This window comes from Hyphomicrobium sp. ghe19, from assembly GCF_902712875.1.
Classification (GTDB): domain Bacteria; phylum Pseudomonadota; class Alphaproteobacteria; order Rhizobiales; family Hyphomicrobiaceae; genus Hyphomicrobium_B.
Genome location: NZ_LR743509.1, coordinates 3,851,619 through 3,876,381 on the forward strand (window position 1 = coordinate 3,851,619; position 24,763 = coordinate 3,876,381).

Here is a 24,763-nt window from a genome sequence, read left to right on the forward strand (position 1 = left end):
TCGGAGAGGTCCAATCCTCGTTCTTGATTACCCGTAGGCGCGAGGAATGGGGCACACGTCGGTGCCATTTGCGATTTTGTTGCGCAGAGTGTTAAATCCCGGGTTCGATAGCCGGGGGGCAAATGAAAAGCGAAAAGCTGACTGCTGGCGACCGCATCGAGATAATCGACGTGTTCCGGTTCCTATGCGTGCTGGCCGTTGCCGTATTTCATTTTGCGCTGCAAGCGCTGCCAGCATCGTATGCCACCTTTAATCTTGGCCTTGTGGGCGTCCAGGTCTTCTTCGTCATTTCCGGCTTCGTGATAGCTGTCACGTTGGAGCGGTGTGCCAGCATAGGTGAGTTTGCATGGCGGCGATTTGTGCGGCTCTACCCAGCGTTTCTGGCCGCAGCAACCGTCACAGCCGCCGGGACATATCTGCTCGGCATTCCGCTTGTCTCGCCCTACTCGTATTTTTCGAACGTTTCGCTCGCGATACTATTTGGCTCCCCGGCCCCCTACGTTGATGGCGTCTATTGGACCCTCGGGGTGGAGCTAAAATTCTACGTCTGTGCCGCGTTATTCTGGGCAGTGTTCGGCCGGAATTTCTGGATCGGCCTTTTAGTCGTCACCGCGCTCACGAGCTACTTCCGGCCGTTCGCTTTGGTAGTTTGGACGCAACCTAATCACATGCCACTGTTCCTGTGCGGCGTTGCGATGTGGTTGGCCTTCATTGAGAAGAAGACGGCCAAGGCGGTCATACTCACGATTGCCAGCGTCATCCTTTATCAGGCCAATAACACCGACCTTCTGCCTTACAATCAAACGATGATATGGCTGCCGGTTGCGGCGCTTGCCCTCGGCGTTTACGCGGTGCCGCATTTGTCTTTTGGGCCCGCGGCACTGCTCGGCAAAATGTCGTACAGCATGTACTTGGTTCACAACAATCTCGGCAGATGCCTGCTCATCAAGCTCGGCGCGTTCGCATGGCTGCCGTTCCCGGTGAAAGTAACAATCGTAATCGTGGCGACGTATTGCATCGCGGCGCTTCTCTACTACGCAGTTGAGCTTCCCGTAGCAGAGTGGTTGCGTTCTCTCAGGGCTCGGATCAAGGCGGAGGCCGCGCCAAGTGCGAAGCCGTTGGCCAGCAACCGCCCGATGGCATTTCCACCGCCCCTAGGTGATCGGCGGCAGCATCAAGCCGATTTCATCGGCGACGGCCACGAGATCCTCAGCCGTTGATGCGTCGCCCGTTGCCTCGGCGTCGATCCTGAGCAACGCCTCGCGGATCTCCTCGACCGTGAAAGATCTTGACGGCGCCCGAGCCGTTAAATTGATCCTAGAAAGCACGTCGAAAAGCTCGACCTCGTTGGCGATGCGGCTTGCGCGATCCGATGGGTATTGCGTGACGTAATCGCGGGCCGCGCTTGACCATGCGCGGGCCGCGTCGCCGCCAACGATCCAAAACCAATCTCGCGGTGTATATTCTTCCATTAGTTATACTGTCCTCCTGTCGCGAAGCTGCCCGCAGAACTTCCGGGGAAGTAGCTGGCGCCACCGCCGCCCGTTTCGATTGCGCCGTTTATTGTTGCGCTGTACCTAACGCCCGTCGCGCTCCCTGAGAACGTCATCGCTCGCATAAGGATGCCGCCAAGGCGCGTCGCAAGAACGAACTGCGTAAACGCGGGCGTACCCGTCAGGGTGATTGTCGTGCTCTCGCATTGAACATGGGCACCATCAGACGCCACTGCGAAAGCTCCGCAGTTCCCTGCAATTGTGAACGGGCCAACGGCCTGAATTTTCGCGCCGGGCGCTGTCAAGTTGAGGCAGTAGGTAGCGCAAGGGCCAAAGATCACGTTTGAGAACTGCACGAGACCCGCGGCCTGCATCCATATTCCCGAGCCGCTTGTCGTCGTTTGCATCGTCACCCGATCAACGGTGAACGGGGCGAGACCGTTGAAACAGCTCGCGCTGGTTAGTGATATCGTGACTTTGGTGGCGTCCTGACTGGTCGACGTAAATCGATAGTTGGAAGTAGCCGCTTGACCGAGCTTCAACCCAACAGTGACGCCCGCCGTGTATGTTCCATCGCCAATGCTGATCGTGACGGTAAATCCATTGAAGTCGATCGTGCGCGCGACGTTTTCGGCTCTTTGGATCGTGGCGAATGCCGTGCCGATCGTCAGTCCGTCTTTGGTGTCGTCCCCGCCGTTTGCGCTGGTCTTGACGTAATATGTTCGGTTGGCGATGAGCTTCTCGCGCGGCAGAAAACCGATTGGCGTCCAGGACACGCACTTCCAGTTGCCGAAGGCATCAGATCTAAAGACCCCCTTGTCCCCGGCTTGCGTGATGATGTTTGCCGTCCCCGGAAGAATGAGCGACGTGCCGTTGTAGGTCAGTGTCAGAGAGCCGGCGAACTCGACCTCACGCCTTTGGTTTGCCGCGGTCCCGAGCGATGTGATCGTCGTCGTGCCAGTGATCCGAACACAGGGGGTTATTGCGGCGCCAATATCGCATGTCCCCGCCGGCGTTCCGGCCGAGGGGACGTCCGAGACCGTCCAGAATGCATCGGCGAGAACAGCGTCGATGGGTCGCCAGACCCTGCCGTACGTTTGCGAACTGTCGGCGACCTGCATTGTCCCGTTAGCGCCGACTGGGAAAGCGCCATAAGTGGTGCCATCACCGATAGGCTCGTTACCTTTGGTCGGAAGAAGAGAGCCGAAACCGCCTGGCGGGCCTTGATCTCCCTTTTCACCCGTGACCGAGATGTTCCAGTCCGACGCGGAGCCGGGAGATGGGCCGAGAAGATCAACGTCGACGCTGAGTTCTTTGGTGCCAGAATTCCAGTTGCTGACGAGCCCGCTCATAAAGTTCGCACCGTTCGCTTTCGATGCGGCGCGCACACGCTGTGTGACGATAAAGTTCGCGTCGTCGACGAGCGTGAAGACCTTGGGGCCCGTCCCGGTGATAATCGGGGTTGTGGACTTTGCGACGAGAACCGGCGAGTTGATCGCACTTGCAATCGCCGCACTAGCTGCAGAGCTGGCGGCGGAGGCAGCGGCGGCGGCGGCTTTGTTGTCCGCATTCGTCGACGCCGTCTCCGCGCTAGTCTTCGACGCGTTTGCAGCGTTAGCTGAATTCGCCGCTGCGGTCGCGCTGGCTGCGGCATTGGTGGCGCTGGTGGAAGCTTCGCCTGCTTTTGTCGTGGCGGTAGTCGCCGAACCGCTTGCGGCTGTTGCCGACGCTGCGGCAGCAGTCCTGGACGTATCCGCTGCTGTCGCAGATGCGGCGGCCGCTACCCTTGACGCGTTCGCCCCCGTGGCCGAGGCCGCCGCACCGGTCTCGCTGGTCGCTGCAGCGGTGGCACTTGTCGCGGCTTCGCCTGCGAACGCTGCCGCATCCGTTGCAGCCATCTGAGCGGCATTGCGGTAACCCAGCGCGGTCGTTGCCGATGCGGCTCCGCTAACAGCAGCGGCCTGAGTGTCGTCCTTCCAAGCTTCGATCTGGTCGCGGAGCGCCTCGAGCTCCGGCGATAGCGTCGTCGAGATCGGAACCCCCCAACCGCTCTCGTCCTTCACATAGATCGAAACGATCGTGTTGCCCGAGTAGCGCCAGTAGACTGTTCCGATTCCGCCCAGCGACGGATCAGGCACGGCGGTACCCTTCTCCACGACGGCGAGATTATCGAGGAAGTCTTTGAGGCGCTGCGTTTGTGTCGCCGCTGCCGCAAGCCGGTCGTTGAACCGAAGCAGAACGTAGTCTTCGCTATCCTCGACGGTGTCACCCCGATAGGGCGGGTAAATCTCGAACGAGGTGTTCTCATCCGCGTCCTGATCGACGACGTACATGAACCCATCCGGCATGCGAACGGGGTTTCCAGCAAGAGCGTTGCCGACAAAGATCGTCCCATCGCCGATAACGGTCGTCGCGCCGTTTTCGATCGCAATGCGTCCGTCCCGGTATGGGCGCATACCAGAGGCCATGATTCACCCTATGTTTTGAGATTTCAGCTAGACAGCGAAGGAGCCGACGAGCAGCCGGTAGTAGACTGTCAATTTAGGGCGCGTGATTGAGATCGCGGGCGGGCCGCCTGGATCTTGAGCGCGCATCACCAGGCGCTCGTTGAGATAGAGTTTGTTGCTCGCTACGAAGAACGAGAAAAAGCCCATCGTCGCCATACGCGCAGTTCCCGACGAGGTTTGCGGCTTGGTCGTTGAGCCGACTGCCGCGAGGATATCGAGGTGAGATCCAGAAGCGGAGCGCCATAAACTGTCGAGAGGCTGCGGGCCGCTATCCCAGACCGTGCGAAGCAAGCCCCGCACAACGGTTGCACCCGGCGTCACGTCGGAAATGTAGTGGTCGATATTTATATCGACCGTCGAAATGCTGGAGTCCTGGCCTCTCGACGATGCAGTATAGGCCGTGTCGATCCGGTAGCTGCCAATCTTCACATCGCTTGGATTGACCGAGAGCAGTCCATCATTGGTGTCGAATATTAGCGGAGAGCCCGACTCTGACGTGTCCGCAATCGTCACTCGCCCCGTATCCGGATAATATCTCAACATCAGATTTTGACCCAAATGAACGGGGCGTCGTATGTTCCGCCATTCGTCGCTGTGCCATTCCACGCGACTGTCGTCTGCACCACATAGCCGCCGCACGAATATCGCCAGCGCCAGCCAATACTGTTTTGAATGATCGACCCCGAACCGCTACCGATGATGGAAACTGTTGGTCCGGTAGCGAGCGGCTTGTCGCCTCCCGATGCGACCCGCCTCACATATCGCCGGAAGCTGTCAAAACGCCCTCGACCCATGAGGAACCGGCGCGTCGCTGGATAGTACCGAACGCGCGGCAACGCTGGGTCTCCGGTCGGCGCTGGTCCGGTCGACAGAAAATCAAATGCAGAGGCGACGACGGAGAATGTCTGAGCTGGACGAGTGCCGCTTCCGATGCCCCAATATCGCAGAATGACATTGGTTTCGTTGCAGCAGAGCGCCACCCAGGTCGCGTGTCCCCGATCGCTCGAAAAGACGGGCACTGACCCGTTCAAATCGACACGCAAACCGTTCAAATCGACGATATAGCCCTCGACCATGCACGGCTCGCCTTTGCCGTGGGCAAAAAGCACAATCGTGCCTGAGAACGACCCGCCCGCTTGCGACGGGATTGTAACGGAAACCGCCTTGGTGAGAGCCGCAGACGTGCTCGGGTAGATCAGACCTGAATGGAATTGCAGCCTCGCTTTGTTGTTCAATGGGTCTGTAAGGGGGGCATTGTCGTTCGATGTACGAGACGGCACCGAGTAGATCGCAACGTCGCCGTTGGCAGGATTGTGCTTCAAGCGCCAGAAAGCCATTGCACTTATCCGATCTGGAAGTCGCCGGTGTCGAGGTCCCAAAAACTTGTATTGGGTTCGTTGCCGATGTAGCCGGAAGTGATGCGGCCGAGCTTCGACGTTATCGACGCCAAGGTCGTGAATGATGCTTCGCCGGACGTGATCGCATCGACCAACATCTGCCCGGTGAACACGAAGCGCTTCTGTCCCGCGACCGTCTTGATGACGAGGATCGGCAACGGCGCGCCGCTGGCGACATCGGGGTGCGCGAAATAGAAGGTGTCGCCAACAAAGGTTATCGCCGACCCGTATTCGTTTCCGTCGAGATCGATCAGAGCAACGTTGCCATTTGAATTGACGCCGAGCGTACGCCGCGCGCGGATGCCGTCGAGAGACTCCGCAAGGTCGAAGGTGCTCGACTCGTTATCTCCGACGCGCGTTGCCAATTCTGTCAGCGATGTGGAAAGCGCACTGGTCGTCGATTGCAGAGCCGGGACGCGCTGATCTTCCGAGAGCATCCACATCGACGTACCTGGGCCATTGGCACGATAGAGCCGATTACTCTCGTTAGTGTTGATCCACAAATCGCCTGCGGCCGTCGCAGTTGGCGTCGTGGCCTGCCTGAAGACCCTGTTCTTCGATCCCGCAACGGTCTCGACGGCCGCGACGCGGGTCGTGATATCCTGAACCGCCGTGGCGACGTTGCCGTCGAGTTCCGCGCTCAGCTCGAGGATTTGCCGAGCGAGGCTTTCCACATTGGTCTGCACGATCTGGCGAACTTCGCTGATGCGCGCTCCCTGACCCTCGGCGCTCATCATTGCTGCGGATGCGGAATCCGCGAGACTGGTAACGGCGTCCCAGATCTCGGCCAGTCGCTCATTGACGGAACCGAATGTTTCCTCCTTTGCGACGGCCATCGCGATCTCTTGGCGAACCTGGTCGCTGAGCATGGCCGGCGTGATGGCTTTCGGCGGAACAGACTGAGCAACAGCGGCGACCGCCACGACTTGGGGATCGGTTACACCGTTAGTTGGTTCCCATGCTGTCGCCACCGTGGCGCGCTCGGGCATCGTTACCATCGACATCCGAACTTCATATTGGATGCCGCCCATAATGCCTGAGACGATGTAGTGATTGCCGGCGGCTGGATTAAGGACCGTGGTTTCCATCGATACGGCGTCGCCCACCTTACGCCATTCCAGCTTGAGCTGCGTCACCGTCGTGTCGTCGATTGGAGTCCAATCGACGCGTAGCGCTGGCGCTTGCTCAAACCCCTCACCGTCGAGCAACACGGTAGTCGCTTTAAGCCCCTGTACGCTGGCAAGTCGATCGCCGCCGGCGCCGACGTCGTGCGGGGTAAGCGGGTCGATTTCGTCCGTTCCGGAGCTGAAGGCAAATACTGAGTTCGACGTTTCCCTGATCTCAATCGGGACTGTCAGATCATTGTTCGGCTTCGATTGGAGCACGCGGAACTTCATCCCCTCAAAGCCGTATCGCTTGGAATTCCACGTGATCCAATCACATGACTCGAGCACGGCAGCCCTGGCGCGCAATGTCAGACCAAGATTGCGTTGGAACCGGCCTTCACGCCGATAGATTTCCATCGCGCGCTGTCCCTGTGTGCCGCTCTGCACATAGGGAAATGAGTAGTCGGCGACCAACTCGGCTCCGCCGTCCGCTTCCCGGTCCTCGAGGGACGCGCGCGGCGGCAAGGCTCCCTGATTGTAGAGCTGAGAAGGATCGGTGAACGAGCCGAATACCGTGTTGACCAAGGCATCGCGCGGCAGCTTCGGGATGTACCTCACCGGCACGCCAGCAATCAGATCGTCGTCCGTGATGGTCATCACCGACGCTTGAGCCGCACCGGGGTAAAGCTTGAAGACGCCGCCGCTGTCCGACAATTCGCCCGCCATGCACGTTTTGAAGTCGCGCACCACGGTTCCATGATCGGAATCAACGGCGAGAATACCGTCGAGGCAATACCGCGGCTCTTTCGAGCCGTCCTTTTTGATATATTCCTCGTCGCAGATGTTCGCCGCAGCGGTCCATACTGCGATCGGCATCGAGACGGCTGGGCAGTTCATGCCGCCGACTTTGTGCCCATGGACATACACACCGCGTTTGTAGTTGTACGTGATGACGGCGCCGTTGCGCGTCCATTCATAGGTGCTCTCGTCACCCCAGCGATGAGAGCCCGACCCGCCAGCCGTGGAGTCTTTGCGCCAGTCGTAGAACCGGCCGCCGCGAATGACCCAGAGAAAATCCGGAATGCCGTTTTTGTATTTCTCGTTGTCGCTCTTCATGGTGACGCGGGCGTAACAGACGCCGCGGCCGCGACGGTTCGCGGAGTAGGGTGTCCCTGATGCTTTGGCGACCAGGTCTTCGTCGGCCTCTTGGTCCCACTCGCCGTTGTGGAACTCGATCCACATAACGCCGGGGTATTCCGCGACGGGTTGGCCGCTGACGATCAGGTTACCGCGTCCATCTCGAAGGATCTGCTTCGCGCCAAGCGTCAGCTTTTTCCCGGCGCCATAGACCGCTTCGAGCCCGTCACAAGGAATGTCACCGAGCTTGTAAACGAGTTGGACGTAATCGTTTCCGTTCGGCCCATACGTGTTGTGATACTTCAGCCAGCCCTTAGTTGGAGCGTAGCCGAACGGGATTTCTCTCGGTTCATTGACGCTATACCCGAGCGAGAGTTGCGCTCCCTTAGCCTGCGAACTCCCGCTGGTTTGCGGCTTGAGCTTATTGCTCAGATACGAGAGGCCGAACGAAAGACCGATTCCGACTATGGCTTCGCCGACGAGACCGAGACTGCCGAGCCCGATCAACGGGGCCAGCAGCGGAGCAAGAATAGCCATGCTAGCCGATCCTATATGCGGTGGTCAGCGTGCTGACGGGGAAGCGCACCCAGCCGTCTAGGCCGCGCGAGATTGCCTCTGCGCCGAGCACAATGGCGGGGCTGGTCAACGGATCCTCGGGGTTGCCGACGTAACCGGCATCACCGCGACGAGCCATCGAAGGGGAAATGGTATCAAACGACGCGTCACAGAATGATTTGACCGAGCGATGTCCGGTGCGCGCCAACGCCTTCGCGGCGCCCAGCGCTGAGCTCCAGCGTCCCGCGATTTCAAACGGATCGCAGTCAGTGATCGCAAAGACCACATCGGAGAACAGAACCGCGCAATCGGTCTGCCCCCAAATGAAGTCCACCTCTTTAAGATGCTCATCGACAGCCATGCTGAGGCGTTCCGGCCAGTCGGCTCGGCGCACTCCCGCGAATAAGATGGTGCTCACCCGAACAACCTCGCGAGGAAGCTCTTCTTCTGAGCCGGCGGTGGTTGTGGGTTTCGGCCCCAGTCGACCGTCTGCGTGATCGCTGATGCCGCCGAAGCAAAGAAGTCGTCGAGCGGGTCACGCGTATGCTGGTCGGCGTCTGATGACGTGCTGCCGCCGGCGCGGGAATATTCACGCGAGGCGCCGACGCACTGCAGTTTGAGCGGCACGGTGCTGCCGACGCCCTCCTCCCAGAAAAGCTGATCCATAAAGCCAGCGAACTCCTCGCTGACGTGAAGCACCTGAGGCGCATCGATCGCGATAATCACGCGCTGGATCAGGGCTGGTTGCTGCGACCAGCTCACGCCCTCGACCATCGACACGATATCGGGGTCGAGCGCTGAGAAGTTGATGTTCACGGTCTGCGTCGACATATCGGCAACCGAGGCAGCCGATTCCAAAGTGAACCGGCCCGCGGCTCCGCTGTAAACATCGCCGTCGACCTGGATCAGACCCAGGTCATCCCAGAAGCAGAGAGGCGCGTGCGATGACGGCATCAGCTTGACGAGCGCGCGCACCTTGAACCGCCCACTGTCGAGGGCGGCCAGGGCCTGCGAAGATATGATGCGCATTTAGTAGGTCTGCACCGCAGAGAACGATACCGAGCCGGTTTGACCTTCTCCAAAGGGGCCGCGGATGCTCGAGGCATCAATCACGGCCAGGCACCACGGCTTGACGAATGTCGCGATGACCTCCGGTGATGCCATGAACGAGATTGGAACCCTCGGGCGAACCGTTACGGTGATCTTGCCGAGGTTGTTCGCCACAGCAGGAGCGATCAAGCGATGCAGTGTACGTGACGGGCCAAACGGCATCGACACCATATCGTAGCGCTGCAATGAGAAGGTTTTCGGGACGCCGGCTAGCGTGATGGTGTCGAGCTGGGTCCCTATACTTTCGACGGCACAGGTACCGTCGAAGGGGGTCGCGCCGTCGGCCAGCGTCAAACCACCGAACCCGCGCTTATAGTTCCGAGGGAAGCGCAAATGTGGATGCCACGCTTTGAAAAGGATCTCACCGCCGTCGAGGCTGCTAATCCACGCGAGATAATCCATGGCGACATCGCTATGAACTGTCGGCGACGCAAAACTCATTTGCCACAGCTCAGGGGCGAGATTGGCGACCTGTGCCTTGCTGCCGCGCGTAGCCGCCTTGCTCTGGTTATACAGAGGCTCGAACTCTGCACTGTTGAACGGCATGAACCCATTGGCCATGGTCGGCATTTCCCGCGGGTTGCCATCGGTAAATATCAGTGACACGGGCGGCCTCCTTAGATCTTGCGGTCGTTGCGCGCCTGGCGCACGACGTCGACGATCGTACTGGGTAGGGCCGCGGCCATTCGTTTCTGGCTGGCGGCAACCTGACGACCGCTTTCGTCGACGACAACTGCGCGAAGCATGTCGCTATCGAGCGAGACACGGACATCGAGACGTTGAGAACCGCCCTGTCCGCTTCCGGCCGCCTGCCCCTTCGGCAACACGATCTCGCCCTTCTGCAGAATCGCGGGCATTTCCCCAGGGCGGAACGGCGAGGCGCCAGCTATGCCGCCATTGTGGTAGCGCGGGGCGCCTGCGAACGCGGCGAGCGGAACGCTCCGACGCGGATAGTTGTCGTTGCCCGCGATGCCGCCTGAGTGAAGGATTCCCGGCAGAATATTGCCGCCGAAGAGGCCCCCTCCTCCCTTTATGAAGCCACCTCCGGACAGACCAGCGAAGAGCATGTTGAGCGAATTGTCGAGCATCTTGCTCGCCAGGTTACTCAGGGCATTGCCCAGCGCTTCGGTCGCCGATTTACCTGCCATCATGTCGTGAAGGAATGAGCTCGCGAATTCCTTCTGGATCTCGATCGAACGTGAGAGCTGTTCATTGAAGCGGATTTCGGCGGCAATCATTTCGTTTTGAGCGCCAACGATCTTCCCGTCCGTCAGCAGACCCAGCGACTGCATGCGCGAATAGACAGTTTGATCGATGTCGCTGCGACCCAATTGTTCCCGTTCGAACCTTAGGCCCCGTAGCGTCTCCGCTTGCTTGAGGCGTTGATTGATAGTGTTGAGCTGGTCTGCTTCAGCGACGAGGGCGAGATAATGTTTTCGGTCGTACTGTTCCTTGTTGCCATAGATGCGAAGCGCTTCCTCTTCGAGCGACTGACGAATTTCCGCCGCCGCCCGCGCCTGCTCCTGCACTGCAACGCTCTGTCCTTCCAAACTGAGTTCAAGGCGAGCGAGTTCGATACGCTGCTGGGCCTGCAACAGACGCTGCTCAAACGCTTCCCGCATTTTTTTGGCGTTATCGTCTTCGCTTAGATGGGCGGTCGGAGGTGGCTCCAAGCCGAGCGTCTTCTTGTCCCCATCCGTCATGACGCCATTGATGGCGCGGATCGCGGCTTCAGCACCTTGGACTTTCGATTCCACTTCCGCAGCGTTCTTGGCAATAGCTAGGAGCGCCGGTCCCAACCCAATGGCGAGTGACCGATCAGTGCGAGAAAGATCGTCGATAGCAGTTCGAAAATCTGAAGCTGACAGCGCGCCGTCGCGAAATTTCGCGATGAGATCGTTGACTTGATTAATGTTTGCAAGCTGCGAGGAGTCACCGCGGGCCATAAACGTCGGGATCTTGCCGACGCTGTTCCTCACAGTCTGTAATTCAGTTTTGAAGTCCTGGAGATTGCGCGTGGCGTCGAGCCATGTTCCTTTGGCGATCTTATCCGCCCAATTACCCGAAGCCGCGCCAGCGCGCTCATAGGCCTCCCGGATCTGCTCAACGATAGAGCGGTGCGATTCCATCGCCCTCGTCGCGAGGGTGGCGCGTGTTGCCCAGACCGCTAGACCGACCGAGATCGCCGTGAATGCGAGGCCGACGGGTCCACCAAAAAAGGCGAACACCGATTGTAAACCCCGCATAGCGATCGTCGACACTCTTGCCGCGAGCGTCGTACGCGCCAACGCCGCCACGTGCGCATTTTGCGCCGCCGTCGCGGCAGTCGCCGATACTGCCCCCGTTCGATCGGCCATAGCAGCTTCCAAGGCGCTGCGTGCGCGCATTTCATTTGCCGTGGCACTCCCGATGACGACGGCATTGCCGGTCGCGACGGCAAAACGGTATTGAATGGCGGCCGCTGCTGCACCTGCATAGGCAGCCACGAGCCGTCCGGCGAAGATCGCCGCCACTCCCACTGCGGCCTTGACTAGCACCGACATGCTATCAGCAATGCCAATGATCGCCGTCGCGAGAGACTCCGAGAGCTTGTTGTTCTGGTCGAAGACGCCAATGGTTTGCATCAGCGAGTTGCGCATGATCATCAGCGCGTCGCCGATCGTGGCGGGCATCTTTTCCGCTTCTGCGCGCAACGTCTCCATGCGCTTCGTGAGCGCATTGTAAATGACAGATGCCGTGATTTTTCCCTGCTCGCCAACCCGGCGTAGCTGGTTGGTGGTCACTCCAAGTTCCTCGGCAAGTACCTCTGAAACACGGCCGCCGGTCCGGATGACCGTATTGAGTTCGACGCCGCGCAAACTTCCCAATGCCATCGCTCTTGCAAGCGATTCCTGCACTTGGGCGGCGCGATCACCCTTAGCTCCGGATACGACCATCGCGAGGTTGAGAGCTTCCGTATAGTCGAGTTGCTGCGTTGTGGTCTTGCCGAGCTCTTTCAGAACGGTGGAGTTTTGAATGTAACTTTCGGCGGTCTGATCGAGCGCCGAATATGTTCGCCGAGCAATAGTCGCAATGCGGTTGAGAGCGGCCGCACTGTTGTCCATGTTGCCGATCGCCAACCCAACGCGCGCGTTGAGATCCGACCAAGTGTCAGCGAAGCCGACGGCAAACCTCTTCACCGCCAACACCGCACCGCTGAGGCCGAGCGTCATCACGACCGTGCTTACATTGGTTTGCCGGATCAGTTCGCCAAGGCTCCGGAACCGCGAGGCGACCCCGCCAAGAGGTCCGTCGAGCGCAGCCGCGGCCTGGCCTAATTTGCGCAGGCCGTCGCTCGCTTCATCGGTGGAAGCGACTACGCCCTGCGAGGCACCGGATCGAACTTGTCGATAGGCGGCCTCGGCTCGAGCCAATGCCGCGGTATGTGCTGCCTCGTCGATCGCTCCGACTTTGAGGGCGCGGTTAATTTCCTCGATCGAGGCGGCATACTGCTTTTGTGCAGAGAGGAGCGGATTGTATTTTGCCTCAAGGCGATCAAGCTCCTCACCAAACGCAGCGATGTCGGCAGCACGCGCAACCGTTCCGAAATCGTCCTTCACATTCAGCCGCTGATCGATTGCGCCCGCTGAATTCGTCTGCCCTGCCATAACGGCGTTGGCCTTTTCAACGGTCGCGGCAAGCTTAGTGTAGCCGGACTCCGCGAGCTGCGCCGCGCTAGCAGTCATTCCGAACTTTTTGTTGATCCCATCGAGAATGGTGCCGGCTTGCCCGAGCGGTACGTTACCGGTTTCAACCCCACGCCCGAGCTGACGGATCGCCGTTTCGAACCGTTGCGTGGCCGCATACCCATCGACATACTGACGCGACAATCTCTCGACCACGCTGCCAGCTACGCTGATCTTTTGCTGACTGGACGTAACGGACGTGCTCAGGCGTTGGCTTGAAGCAGCGCCCGCTTGGTCTGCGGCGACTTTCTGATCCATACCGGCCTTGTACTGGCCGGCATCCATCGCGGCTCGGACGCGTAGTTCGCTGAGCTTCTGGACCACTTAGGTCTTTTCCTTCTGCCTACGTGCCACCTCTTCCAGCCATGCCGCATCGATGACCCCGAAGAGGCTTCGGAAGGTGTGGAAGTCTTGGCCGGTAATGTCGTGATCGCGGGCGTATTGGCTTATGGCCAAGTACGAGACGGGCAGCTCGCCGCCGAACGCGCCATAGGTGCGCTCGTACCGGAGCGCGTCCCAGGCTCGCCAATAGAGATCGTGCCAGAGTTGTGGCTCGGCCTCTATCGGACGTTCGGGAATATTTATGTACTGCCCGTCTTCAGGATTATCGTCGACAACCCTTTGCAACCAGGCGGAATGGCCTTCCTGGGTCAAACGCCAGAGGAAGGCCGCGCGGAGTTTTTTGCGTCACGGTCCAAGACCTCGACATCGATCTGGGAAACCTTGCCCGCGCACCACTCGACTGCGGTGACGAGGTCTCGGTAGGCGGGATCCGAAAGCTTTTCGCGCGCCTCGTCGGGCACATAAGGAATCTCCTCGCCGTCATCATCGACAAACCCCCGCCAGTCATGGAGGATATGATCCACATAGAGCTTGCCACTTGCCGCCGCGAGAACCTCCGGCGGAATGGGACCGCCATTGTATTTCCGCGTCAAACGCTGGATCAGCAGATCGCGCGCCACCTGATAAGCCGGCAGATGCAGCGAAGAGACGTTAAGAGCAACGCCAGGCCAGTTTGGGTAAGGTATCCAGTCGCCGGCGGCTTCCCGAACGAGGTTCGCTTTAATCGACGTAAGTTTTACAGCCATGTTTCAATTCTCCACATATTCCAAACGATCAATGAGTACGTGCGCGTTCGTCAGGCTATCCATGCTCGCCTGGTAGTTGAGCGGCAGCATCACGTCCTGGTTCTTGGCTCCGGCCGATGGTGAGCCTTCCGTGAAAGTCACACGCGGCAAGCTGACGATCACAGCCTGTCCATCCTTCTGCGACCGCAGATTGATATTGCCCACCGTGCCGTCGAGAAGCTTCTCGGCGAGCGCCTTGTCGCCGAAATAGGTTTCCAGCGTACCGGTGACCGCACACTCGCCGACACCGATGTCGACGGCGCCGACGTGCCCGACGGCGCTGATCATTCTGAGATTATTGTTGACCGTCACTGACGCCGATTTGACGTAGTTCGGGCCCGCCACGGCGACGCCGGATTCCGCGATGCGGCCGACGTTAACGTTTGCCGACATAATCGGCGCCGTCGTGGCCGGAAGAGGAGATGCGTCAAGAGGCACCGTCGTCAGTTCGCCGGTCAAGCCATTGAACGTCACCGAGCCGGTGATCATTTCCTCCGTCGTCCAAGTGAGCTCGCCTTGCGCCACTACCATCCCGCGCTGGATGATGTAGCTCGGCACCGCTTGCGCCAAGAACCCACGTTCGATCGTCAATGAGCGCCGATCGACACCGTTCTTCACATGATCGCCGAAGAAGACACGGATGGTTTTACCGGCGCCATTGTCGACGGCCCAACCCATCGGCAGGTTGTCTAAAGTCAGCTTGTGTGCAGCGACGCCGATGACGCGCGCGTAGGCATTGACCGCCGCCGTTGCGAATCGATAGGCGGCGCCAAATCCTCCGACCTTGATCCACTGGCCTGGAACAATACCGAGAGCGGAAAGGTCGAGTGCGGTCGAAGTGATCGCGTCGGCCGCCGCCTGGATGTCGCCGGCGGCACCTTGGAAGCCGACGACCTTGATGCGCGCGTTTTCTGGCGGCGCGGCCTCGTCCGTCAAGAGGTCATCGCCAACGGCCGGGACTGTCGCCGAGCCGGTCTTCAGGACGAACAACCCGTTGTTGCCGGCGTTCGCAAAGCCAGAGGTCTTGACGAGATGGCCGGCGGTGAACGCCGCGCCAGCGACTACCGTGAAAACACCGTCCTCTGCCGTGACAGCTGTAATGGCACTATCCGCCGTCCCGGCGTTGTCACGGAAGGGGGTGTTGGTCCACGCCTGAAACATCAGCGACTCGAAGAAAAGCGACAGCGGGCTTTCATCGACAGGATAGGAGAGCCGGATGTTGACGGCGCCTTGGTTCGTCTCGTTGACCTTGATCGGATCAGCGCTCATCCGGTCTGAACGAATTTCGTCCGACGTGATGAACGTCGGCTGGAATTGCAGCGTCTCGCCCGCGTGGCGGGCGGCACGCATCACCGGGTTTTCCGGCGTTACGCCGAGTGAAGTCTCGCGGCATACGGCAAGCCGCGTCCGATTGCTGTCCGTCAAGGAAGCCTCCTGTCAGTCAAATTGTGGGGTTGAAGGTGAAAACGGCTACTCGTCGCGACGCCAGAAAATCGCTGTCGTCATGCGAAAATACTGACCGTCTTGCTTGCCAGGGTCGCTCGCTCCGATCGACGCATGACGGAACTCAACGCCACCAATGTCTTCTCCACGGAAGAGATCGGCGAGCGATTTCGCTAACTGACGAGACCGCCCCGTCCCAGTCCCGGACGGCGTCAGGACATGCATCAGAAGCTGTCCCTCTTCCCGCCAGAGATTGTCGGCTCGTGCATCGCCACCGCCGATCGACTCCTGCTCGAGCACGTCGCCAAATACTTCGACGAACACAAACGGGCTCGCCATGTCAGGGTTCGGCCAATCCTCGTTCTCGAACACGAGCGGTGTCGTCGTCCAAAGAGCCCGCAAGCGTTGCTCGATGACGTCAAAGGCTTCGAAGCTGGACATGGTCTACTCGAGGTTGATCACGAGCGCCGGATAGCTGATCGGCATACCGGATCGGCGGTCTTTTCGGCGGCCCGCATTTCGTCGGAGTATCCACGGAACGCCAGGTGCGACGCCTGTTTGAATATCCAGGTAGCTGACCTCGCAGCGCGCCACGTTTTTAAACTGACGCTGCACCGCTCCACGCGCTTTTTCGAAGTGCCTGGCGCCCGTCTTGTTTGCTCCTACCTCCATCTTCCGCGTGTAGGGTTCCACGTTGAAGATGAGCACTTCGGCCTCACCATCGATCTCGTCGTAGCGTTGCACGATGCGACCGTTCGCCAGAACTATGAAGCCGCGCGCATAACGGCCAGATCGGACGGGCACACGCTTGCGAAGCTCTTCCAATGCCGTCGCGATGATCGTCGGCCAGTGCAGGAAGACATAAATGATTGGCCCCGGAGGAATGACCGTTTCCTCCGCTGCACCCCTGACGCCATTGACGTAGCGTTCGTAGACCGGGCTGCCTTCGCCAGATGCAACCGCCTCGGCAAGTGCTTCTTTGGCCATCCCCGCTAGCGATGCGGCCACCGCTTCCGGCGAGAGGTCCTGCGTCGCGATCTTGATATCCCGCGCGAACGTCTCGATCGTTCCCGAAACCGTCGCCATCTCAGCCTAACACTACCAAATCGATGCGCACGACACGGTCCTGGAGGGCCGTGGCCTTCGCGATTTCTATGTTTCGTTCTCGATTTTGAATTACGGCCTTATCGCCCTTCTTGAGTGGCAGAAAATCCGCGAGACCGGTTGGGCTCACGACGACATTTGAAGCCGTTTGGTCGATCTGGCCGATGAGTTGTTCCGGCCGGACTGTGCGCACCGCCGCCGGCACAGTCTCCTCAATCTTTGGTCTTGGGTCACCGTTTCCCGTATAACGGCGGATAGTGATCGTCTCGCCGGCGTCGGCAAGAGCAGCGTCGAGGTCCGAAATGAAGCTCTGGGGGTTCAAGCGATCACCATGTTTCGGTAGCGCATTAACTGGCCCGCAACGATGTCCGGAACGGCGCCTTCATGTGATTGGCCTGGAACGGAACCGACCCAATAGTCGCGCCTTTTTGTCGATACGCCAGGGATCTCTATTGTCTCGCCCTTCAGCGACGGATCGCGATCCTTTTCGGCCCAAGCCAGCCGCATAAAATCCATGGCAGCCATTTTGAGGTCGGCCGGTATGGTGGCAAAGCCAGCCTCGTAGGTGATGTCGATCTGCGCGGCGGACCAGAAGGTCGTTGATCCCTTTAACAAACGATAGACGATGCCTGCTTCTGGATCGACTTCATATTCAGTCGACGCGAGATCGGTGTCGCCAAACTTGATCTCAGTGATGGCGACGTCGTGCCGGCGCGACAAGAGCAGCGCTTCACACTGCACATCGCGGAAATGCTCTTTGAGCGTTTCCTTGCGCAAAGTCGGCGACCCCCCTTTTCCCGCTGCGATCTGACATTCCGCGGCGATGGCAGACGCAACGGCTGCATCAAGCGTTGCGAGCCGTGGGTCCTGAGCATCGCCGGATATACCGACGGCCTGTCGGCGTTCTTCCGCGGATAATAGGGTCACGTCACCGGCAGGCGTCGTGACCTCAAGCCAGGAGCGCATCTAGGCCTGCTTCATACGGGCTGCGATGATCTTCTCGATCACGACTTCCTTTTTGTCGTCCGGACCGAGTTCGATCTTCTCATCGGTCGCAAGCTGACGCAGCTGAGCAACCGTCATCTTAGCCAAGGCAGTATGCGCTTCCTCGGCCGCTTTGCGGGCTGCGTCTGCCGCCTTCTCCGCTGCTTTCTGACTGTCGCCATTGTCGTCGCCGATCAAACCGGCCGAGGACAAACCCGACGCCAAGTCTCCGAAGTCTCGGACGTCGTCGACTTTCAGATCCTCGGCATGAATGCCGTCGAACGCACACCGAAACGGCTTTTTGACTTTGTGCATGACCATCCTCTTGAAAAGTTTCCAGTGCGATCGAGCGAGTTAGATCAACCACCGCTGCCGGCGACTTTCAGGACGCCATTGTCAAGCCAGATCGTTTTCCCGTCGGCTGGATCCGACTTGGGAATGGCGCTGAGATCGAGCGCTCCAACTTTCAGTTGCGCACCCGGCTCGACGGTCAGCTTGCCGCCAGCGGCAACGACGAGTTCGTTACCTCCGGGCTTGCGATAAATCTTAGTGTTTGCGTCAGACATTGTTTTTCTCCCGGCCAAAATGAAGTCGGCGAAGCGGATGCTCCGCCGATATCGTTATGGTTATGACGTCAGTCGGAAACGAACGCCGACGCGGCAACCGTGTCGCCCTGCTCAACCGGGAAACGCCGCGGCCGGAGAAAGACTGTTACGCTTCCGAACGCAATGTTCGCGGCGGCCGATGTTCGAACGGCCTGTAGGTAACGCTTGGCCGGGTTCCGGACTTCCACGAGCAAAAGCTTGCCGTTGAGATCCCCATTGGCGATGCTGGCTCGCGTTGCGAGAGCGTCGGCGACGGCCGACATGCCGACGTCCTGAGAGGCGTCATTCTGTTCCACTTTCAGTGTCGCGACGCCCGTCGCAGTGGCAGTCTCGATCGACGTGACAAACAATGCCGATTCATAGTCGGCCATGTCGATAATCGCCGATCTATCGTTTGTGTTGCTTGCGCTGGCTACCGCGGCTTTGAGCCAGCGGCCTTCAAGATTGGAAAGAAGACCGTGCATATTCATGGTTCGAGCCCTTGGGGTGAGTTGAAAGGAAAAGGGGCGGCTTCCGCCGCCCCATCGGATACGCGATACGTCGCGCGTCCGGCTATGCAGCGATCTTGAGAAGCTTGATCGCCTCGAACTCGGTTACGTCACCGCCAACGCGCTTGGTCGTGTAGAACTTAACCGACCCCTTCTTGGTGTACGGATCGCGGAGCATCACTGCACCGCGACGATCGACGAGCGTATATCCGGCCTTGAAGTTGCCGAATGCGATCGGAAGCGCGCCAGCTTCGACGGACGGCATATCCGCGGCGGGACGAACCTCGTGACCAAGGAGAATGGACGGCTTGCCCGCCTGGGCGTTGGGCTGCCAGATGTACCGACCATCGCCATCCTTCTTCAGCATCAACTTGCCGACGGTCTGCCGCTTCATCAACCAAGCGGCGCCGCTCGTGTAATAGTCTTTGAGGGAGGCCATGAGGTTGATGAGCGAGTCGAAATCAAAGTCCGTCGCGTTACCGCTCAGAATCTGCTCGATCTTGCCTCGCGTCGTTCCGTTCGGATAGGTCAGGAATCCGCGCGGCTTCCGAACGCCGTTTCCGGAGAAGCAAGCCGTGGCTTCTTCCCGGCCAAATCGCTCACCGATCTTGCGAGCCAGATAGCCCTCAACATCAAACTGAGCGTCATCGAGCAGCTTCGCCGTAACGCGAGGCTGCGCGAAGATCTCGTGCACATCGATCTTCTGCAGACCAACTTCAGGCGTGCCCGTATCGCCGCGCTCTTCGTTCTCACCGACCCAGCCAGACGTCGCTTCGTCGTCGTCAACAGGGAACTCGGCCTGGTCGGAGCCGACCGTCTCGATCGACGCGAGCTCGCGAAGCGGCGAACTTTCGCGCTGAATCGATAACACCCGGCTCATCACCGTCGGGCTGACCTGGTACCCGCCCGACGGATCAACGCCGACACTCATCGCCTTGCGCTGGTCTTCGGGTAGATTCGCCACGTGGATCTGAAGGTAGCGCTTGAAAGCAATGCTGTACGATTTGACTTCATCAACATTGATTTTGTCATCGGAGAGGTCGGTATTTGCCTTCAGTTCGCCACGCGCCGCCATCGCTGCTGCCGTGAAATCGCGTGCTGCCTTGAGCTCGTCCTGGCCCTCGCCGGAACCGTTACCGAGAACACGGGCACGGTTGAGTTTCCGCTCGAATTCGTCGAGCCGGGTGCCGGTCGTCTTCACGGCCGACTCGACAAGTTCCTTGGCTTTCGCCTCGATTGCGGAATGCTTTTGCTCGAGACCTGCCGTCAGCGTCTCCAAGTCCTTTTTGACCTGGCCGTTGTCGACAGCATCACGCCCGGCTTTCTCGGCGATATCGCGAACCTGCTTCAGGTCCTTCTCAAAGGACGTGCGCAAACCCGTAATGTCGTCGCCAAACTTCTTCACCTCGCGCTGGACGTCGTCCAGCACATCCTTAAGTTCGGGCATTCCTGCCTCCTGCGTTTAATGGTGGGGAGTGATCAGCTTTCGGGTTGAGCGGATGCTCTCCAAAAGCCCCTTAACGTCCTGATCGTCCCCGGCCTCACGCCGTGCGATCGACTTCAAGCGGCTGACGAAATCGCGAGCCGTCTTCTTCGACCACGACGGACCGCCTGCCTCACGCAGGAAGTCCTCACAGTCGGAGAGCGAGTTAAGGCCATCGATGTCGGCGGACTTCACAGCGCCGACACGCGCCTTATCATTAGCGGGGAACGTCACGATGCTGAGTTCGACGAGATCGATCTCATGCAATGTGCGGCGCGGTTCGCTAGGCTTCGTTCCCATCGTGAATTTTTTGGCGCGGTATCCAATAGACAGGCCGTCAAGTGACCCCGCCTTCATGCCTTCGTGGAGAAGCTGGCCGCGATCGGTGCCGAGCGCGAATAGTTCGCCTTCGACTTTGAGCCCTTTTGCATTCTCTTCCATCGAGACCCATTTGCCGACGGGCAACATGTCGTCGACTGGACCGAAAAATCCGCCGTGCTGCAGGAGCATCGGCGGCAACTTCCCTTTTTCTGCCCATTGATTCAGGCTAGCCTTGAAGGCGCCGCGTTCGATGACGTCGCCGTACGAATCGACGTTGCCGAAGATGGCGCCGTAGCCGCTGAACGAACCGTCCTTTGCGCCAGACGCGAATTTGATTTCGAAATTGGCCTGGTATCTATCCATTGACGGGATCCTTGCTGCCGGGTTGTCGCGCGATTGGACGAGGGAAGCCGTCGTCTCCGATCGGCGTTGTGTTGACGGGCACGTACAGGCGATCGCCGCCCGGCTTCGGCGACATTTCGTCGAACGAGCGGACCTCATCGGGTGTCAACCAACCGGGGTTCCCGCCTCCGCCCAATGCGATTTTGAAGTATTCCGCTTTGTCCTTCATCGCTGGCGACAGGAATGCCTGCTCTAGGAAGGACAAGTAGAATCCCTTCTCGCGCTCCTCCTTTGTTAGCAGCCAGCGCTTGGCTGACGATGCCACGCGGTCGTGCAACGGGCGCACGGTATGGACGAGATGTGCGAGAAACATCTGCTCGGCCGAGGCGTAGGTCGCGGCTTTGTCGCCGGAGTAGCCGACCATGATCGGCAGAACACCCATGCCTCGGCAGCATTCCTCAACTTGAAACTGCCGGACCTGGATGTGCTGCGCGTCGACACCGGTCATCGCGAGCGACTGCCATTTAATGCCATTGTCGAGCACAGCGGTCTTGAAGCGATTGGCGAGCCCGACTTGGTGTGCTGCCCACTGTTCCCTAAGCCGTTGCCTGGCCTCTTTGCCCAACACCTTCTCGGTGGTCAGAATACCGCCCGGCTGCGCGCCATTGCTGTGAAGACGCGCATGCGTCTCTTCCGATGCGAGGGAAAGTCCGATCGCTTCGCGGATGAGTTTCACAGCATCGAGGCCGACACTTCCGTTCCACGACGGACCGCGAATATGCCAGATCTCGCTGGCATCGAAATCAGCGGTTTGGCCGGGCAATATCTGCGCCCGGTATTTCATACTCCCATCGGACGCCATTCGAGCCGTACAGTCGACGAGAGGAATAAGCTCATCGATCCGCCCGTTGACTCGGCCGATAAACGAATAATGATTGCCTGTAAGTGCTAGATGAAGGCCGATCGTCTCACGATATTCGAGCCCGCTCTGCCATTGGTTCGGTGCATCTTCCAGAACGGCATAGAGAGGATGGGACCGATCTTCCTGCCGCGTCTTTGAGTTCGCGTCGCGTCGATAGATCTTGCACGGCACCATCAAGGCTTCCGCGATCCTGCGCGCACATGCAAGGACCGTCGTGCATTGAAGCGCCGTCTTCCAGGTGATCGAGACACCGGATTTGGACGGCTCGCCGCCAAATAGGTTGGCCCACAGGCTTTCCATGGGGCCGTAGACTATGGCGCTTTTCGCCTCCAGGCCGCCTGCGATGGAGCCGAAGACACCTCTCACGTCTGTGAACCCGACAGGGCACTAGTCGTACGCGAAGAGAGCAGCACGCCGGTCAACACCAAGCTGCCCCCTACGATGAACCCCGCTGCAGGATGTAAGAGCCACGCGCCATAGGCTATGGAGCCAACCGCTGCCAACCCGGCGCCTTCCCTTAGAAGGTCCGGCAACACGCGCAGAAACGCGAGGGCCGCCGCAGCAAAGCCCGTTCCAATGCTTCGAAACATTCAGATCACCATCAAGTCGTTGTCATCAAGGTAGGAGCCCTGCGACGGGCTGGGATTGCGGACCATGACCGTGGCCGCATCGAACAACGCCATCGCAGGGTCGATTTTGGCGTCGCCGGCGTTCTGCTTGGTCGCGCGAATGGCAGTTGCTGTTGGTTCGATCTTCAAGTTCCCGACGCACCACGCCATCATGGCGCCGCCGGCATGTCGGAGTAGACCTTTCGCCAAGCGCCGCTCGGTCGTCTTGATCGCGTTCATCATGCCGAAGCCCTGCGGCACGCCGAACAGAAGCTCGTTTTCCGAAGTGACATCGATGTCGGCCAAGAGTTCTACGAGCTCGCCCAACCCGGCAGGGTCAACTCCGACGCCGCCAAGTAAGCCGCGTTCCTTAACGATGCGGATAATCTCGACGATCGCACCGAGATCGCTCAATTCGTCGCCCACGATCGTCAGTTCCCCGGCCTTCTGAAATTGGAGCAATACCGGTGCGATTGACTTACGTCGCTCGAGCACGCCGCTGTGGCACCATGCGTGCGACCAGCAAAGCCAACGCTTCATGCGCTGGACCGTCGTCCGGCCAGCCACCTCAACTTCAATTTCAATTTCGTCCGGCTCTCGCCCTATAGCGCTGAGCCCGAAGATGTCGTCGAGACCACCTCCGTCAGCCCCGAGGGTGACGCATTCACAGCGGTCAAGCAGTGCGTAAAACGCATCGAATGATGACCTCGCGTTGATGGCTGCAAGATCCGCGTCAACCGCTGAGATCCAGTGGTCGGCGCCGGGCCAGCGATTGGACCGGAGGTTGATTCCGATCTCGATGTTCAGATGCTTAGCGAGATGCGAGGCGAGCGCGCCTGGGCCGCTATTTTTCGCCTTGTTCAGTTCGTCAAGAAGCCAATCACGATCGACCGAGCGATCAATGTTTGGGTTGGTGACGTAAAAATACGAAGGATCAAGGTAGGCTTCTCGTTCCACCATTTCGGGCGGAAATTCGTAGAGAACGGCAAGACTCTTACGATCGACGATCTTGCCGTCGCGAACATCGCGGAAGTAATCGAGCTTCGCTTTGAACACCCCGGCCGGAGGTTCGTCAGACTGGGTCGAAAGATAGATCACGAAGCCTTCCGGCCGCGAAACCAACCCTCCCGTCGCTTCGCGCAACATCGCGTCGGCCTTCAGCTTCTTACCGAAGATCCACAATTCGTCGACGAGAACGAAAGCGGCCTTCTTGCCACCGACCGTATCGGTATCGGCCGCAACAACCTTCAAGACCGCCTTGGTGATACGATGCGTGATCTGGCGGAAGTTGTCCTGAACGTGAAGCAACGTTACCAACTCCGGATCGGCGCGCACCATATCGGCGGCCGGCTTGTAGGAGTTGTTTGCGATCTCGAGTGTCGGTGCCAGGATCAACAGCTCAGACGAATGCCGCCAGTTTCGGATTAGCGCTGTCAACATGATCGCGGCCGCGATGGTCGACTTCCCGTTCTTCTTGGAGATGAGCAGGAAGAATTCGCGGATCAGCCGCTTGGCATTTCCTGCGTCATAGGCACCAAAGATCGCACGAACAAAATCAAACACCCAGTCGGCGCAGGCTTCACCAAATGTCGGCTGACCGGCAATGTCGACGACTCGCAGCGACTTGAATACTTCGAGTGCCTGCTCGGCTTCATTGGGAAACAGCGGCTCGAACGGAATGAGCGGTTCGCGCGCAAGTATACGATGCTCCCAATTCGGAACCGCAGTCGACCATTCCATCAGGCGTTATTGACCACAAGTTTCGGCGCCGGCGGCGGTGCGAATTTACCTGTGACGTTCGACGCCGCGGTCTGCATCGCCTCTTTTTTTCCGGGCTTTTCACTCGGGGCGACGCGGTCGGCGGCCGACGTGATCTCGCCCTTGCGTAAGAACTTCTCTTGAGCGGATGCGTTGCCCGCAACGGCCGCTCGGTACTGAGCCAGGAGGACTTCGCCGCGTCGCTTTGCAGCGCCAGTCGCCAACTCCTCCTTGAAGAATTTTCGCAGAGTTCCGCGAGATACACCGATAACTCGAGCGATATCTTCCTCGCCCTGCCCGCCGGCGACCAACACTTCGACGAGCTCGCGCTGATTGCCATCAGGCTCAAAAGTGGGCCGTCCGCCTGCACTTTTTGCACGTCGCGTTGATTTTTTACGGCTTTTCCCTGCCTTTCCTGAATTTCGCATTTTTGTACAAAAACCCCTGAATTCTCCCGGAGAAAAAAAATTGTGCGCGTGAGACCCTGTGCGGTGGGGGCCCCCTAACTTTGTGAAGATTTTATCCCCCCTGGGGGTGGTCTCTCTTCG

At 59.2% G+C, this 24,763-nt stretch carries 26 protein-coding genes; 1 reads left to right on the forward strand and 25 read right to left on the reverse strand.

The features are described from left to right. Positions 1-122 precede the first annotated feature (122 nt). Positions 123-1,220 carry an acyltransferase gene (locus AACL53_RS18205; RefSeq protein WP_339085962.1) on the forward strand — a complete coding sequence of 366 codons (1,098 nt, stop codon included), beginning with the start codon at positions 123-125 and terminating at the stop codon, positions 1,218-1,220. Here the strand turns inward: AACL53_RS18205 and AACL53_RS18210 are convergent. The 25 genes from AACL53_RS18210 to AACL53_RS18330 form a co-directional block, all read right to left on the reverse strand. After that, a complete protein-coding gene (locus tag AACL53_RS18210) occupies positions 1,155-1,472 on the reverse strand; it encodes a hypothetical protein (protein WP_339085963.1) in 318 nt (105 codons plus the stop codon). The two genes, AACL53_RS18205 and AACL53_RS18210, sit on opposite strands and share 66 nt — an antisense overlap. Continuing rightward, on the reverse strand, positions 1,472-3,961 hold the full coding sequence (locus AACL53_RS18215) for a hypothetical protein (RefSeq protein ID WP_339085964.1): 2,490 nt from the start codon (positions 3,959-3,961) through the stop codon (positions 1,472-1,474). Before AACL53_RS18215 ends, AACL53_RS18210 begins: the two co-directional genes overlap by 1 nt. Before the next feature lie 27 nt (positions 3,962-3,988). Beyond that, on the reverse strand, positions 3,989-4,543 hold the full coding sequence (locus tag AACL53_RS18220) for a hypothetical protein (RefSeq protein WP_339085965.1): 555 nt from the start codon (positions 4,541-4,543) through the stop codon (positions 3,989-3,991). Continuing rightward, a complete protein-coding gene (locus tag AACL53_RS18225; RefSeq protein WP_339085966.1) occupies positions 4,543-5,337 on the reverse strand; it encodes a hypothetical protein in 795 nt (264 codons plus the stop codon). The genes AACL53_RS18220 and AACL53_RS18225 overlap by 1 nt, the downstream gene beginning before the upstream one ends. Positions 5,338-5,342: 5 nt before the next feature. Continuing rightward, entirely contained in the window at positions 5,343-8,177 is a 2,835-nt protein-coding gene (locus tag AACL53_RS18230; protein ID WP_339085967.1) for a hypothetical protein, read from the reverse strand. Position 8,178: 1 nt separating this feature from the next. Continuing rightward, positions 8,179-8,556, reverse strand: a complete 378-nt coding sequence (locus AACL53_RS18235; protein ID WP_339085968.1) for a DUF6950 family protein — start codon at positions 8,554-8,556, stop codon at positions 8,179-8,181. Between the two features lie 53 nt (positions 8,557-8,609). Then, positions 8,610-9,224 carry a hypothetical protein gene (locus AACL53_RS18240; RefSeq protein WP_339085969.1) on the reverse strand — a complete coding sequence of 205 codons (615 nt, stop codon included), beginning with the start codon at positions 9,222-9,224 and terminating at the stop codon, positions 8,610-8,612. Further along, complete coding sequence (locus AACL53_RS18245; protein WP_339085970.1) at positions 9,225-9,911, reverse strand: hypothetical protein; 687 nt, start codon at positions 9,909-9,911, stop codon at positions 9,225-9,227. Positions 9,912-9,922: 11 nt separating this feature from the next. Beyond that, positions 9,923-13,354, reverse strand: coding sequence for a tape measure protein (locus AACL53_RS18250; protein WP_339085971.1), 3,432 nt, complete (start codon positions 13,352-13,354; stop codon positions 9,923-9,925). Beyond that, positions 13,355-13,657 (reverse strand): hypothetical protein, encoded by a 303-nt coding sequence (locus AACL53_RS18255; RefSeq protein ID WP_339085972.1) that lies wholly within the window; start codon positions 13,655-13,657, stop codon positions 13,355-13,357. It lies immediately after the preceding gene. 23 nt (positions 13,658-13,680) lie between these two features. Next, positions 13,681-14,118 carry a hypothetical protein gene (locus tag AACL53_RS18260; RefSeq protein ID WP_339085973.1) on the reverse strand — a complete coding sequence of 146 codons (438 nt, stop codon included), beginning with the start codon at positions 14,116-14,118 and terminating at the stop codon, positions 13,681-13,683. Positions 14,119-14,121: 3 nt separating this feature from the next. Continuing rightward, on the reverse strand, positions 14,122-15,582 hold the full coding sequence (locus AACL53_RS18265; RefSeq protein WP_339085974.1) for a phage tail tube protein: 1,461 nt from the start codon (positions 15,580-15,582) through the stop codon (positions 14,122-14,124). Between the two features lie 45 nt (positions 15,583-15,627). Further along, positions 15,628-16,041, reverse strand: a complete 414-nt coding sequence (locus AACL53_RS18270) for a hypothetical protein (protein ID WP_339085975.1) — start codon at positions 16,039-16,041, stop codon at positions 15,628-15,630. Positions 16,042-16,044: 3 nt separating this feature from the next. After that, positions 16,045-16,686: a hypothetical protein gene (locus AACL53_RS18275; protein WP_339085976.1), complete on the reverse strand. Its 642-nt coding sequence runs from the start codon at positions 16,684-16,686 to the stop codon at positions 16,045-16,047. A gap of 1 nt (position 16,687) precedes the next feature. Further along, positions 16,688-17,026, reverse strand: coding sequence for a hypothetical protein (locus AACL53_RS18280; RefSeq protein ID WP_339085977.1), 339 nt, complete (start codon positions 17,024-17,026; stop codon positions 16,688-16,690). Continuing rightward, positions 17,023-17,481 (reverse strand): hypothetical protein, encoded by a 459-nt coding sequence (locus tag AACL53_RS18285; RefSeq protein ID WP_339085978.1) that lies wholly within the window; start codon positions 17,479-17,481, stop codon positions 17,023-17,025. Before AACL53_RS18285 ends, AACL53_RS18280 begins: the two co-directional genes overlap by 4 nt. A 189-nt stretch (positions 17,482-17,670) precedes the next feature. Further along, entirely contained in the window at positions 17,671-18,003 is a 333-nt protein-coding gene (locus AACL53_RS18290; RefSeq protein ID WP_339085979.1) for a hypothetical protein, read from the reverse strand. A gap of 44 nt (positions 18,004-18,047) precedes the next feature. Continuing rightward, positions 18,048-18,254: a hypothetical protein gene (locus tag AACL53_RS18295; RefSeq protein WP_339085980.1), complete on the reverse strand. Its 207-nt coding sequence runs from the start codon at positions 18,252-18,254 to the stop codon at positions 18,048-18,050. A 68-nt stretch (positions 18,255-18,322) separates the two neighbouring features. Further along, entirely contained in the window at positions 18,323-18,763 is a 441-nt protein-coding gene (locus AACL53_RS18300) for a hypothetical protein (RefSeq protein ID WP_339085981.1), read from the reverse strand. An 82-nt stretch (positions 18,764-18,845) separates the two neighbouring features. After that, positions 18,846-20,228 (reverse strand): phage major capsid protein, encoded by a 1,383-nt coding sequence (locus tag AACL53_RS18305; RefSeq protein WP_339085982.1) that lies wholly within the window; start codon positions 20,226-20,228, stop codon positions 18,846-18,848. Positions 20,229-20,243: 15 nt separating this feature from the next. Then, positions 20,244-20,948: an HK97 family phage prohead protease gene (locus tag AACL53_RS18310; protein ID WP_339085983.1), complete on the reverse strand. Its 705-nt coding sequence runs from the start codon at positions 20,946-20,948 to the stop codon at positions 20,244-20,246. Beyond that, positions 20,941-22,215 (reverse strand): phage portal protein, encoded by a 1,275-nt coding sequence (locus tag AACL53_RS18315; protein ID WP_339085984.1) that lies wholly within the window; start codon positions 22,213-22,215, stop codon positions 20,941-20,943. The genes AACL53_RS18310 and AACL53_RS18315 overlap by 8 nt, the downstream gene beginning before the upstream one ends. After that, positions 22,212-22,439, reverse strand: a complete 228-nt coding sequence (locus AACL53_RS18320; protein ID WP_339085985.1) for a hypothetical protein — start codon at positions 22,437-22,439, stop codon at positions 22,212-22,214. Before AACL53_RS18320 ends, AACL53_RS18315 begins: the two co-directional genes overlap by 4 nt. Further along, entirely contained in the window at positions 22,440-24,197 is a 1,758-nt protein-coding gene (locus AACL53_RS18325) for a terminase large subunit (RefSeq protein WP_339085986.1), read from the reverse strand. Then, positions 24,197-24,643, reverse strand: coding sequence for a hypothetical protein (locus AACL53_RS18330; RefSeq protein ID WP_339085987.1), 447 nt, complete (start codon positions 24,641-24,643; stop codon positions 24,197-24,199). The genes AACL53_RS18325 and AACL53_RS18330 overlap by 1 nt, the downstream gene beginning before the upstream one ends. Positions 24,644-24,763 lie beyond the last annotated feature (120 nt).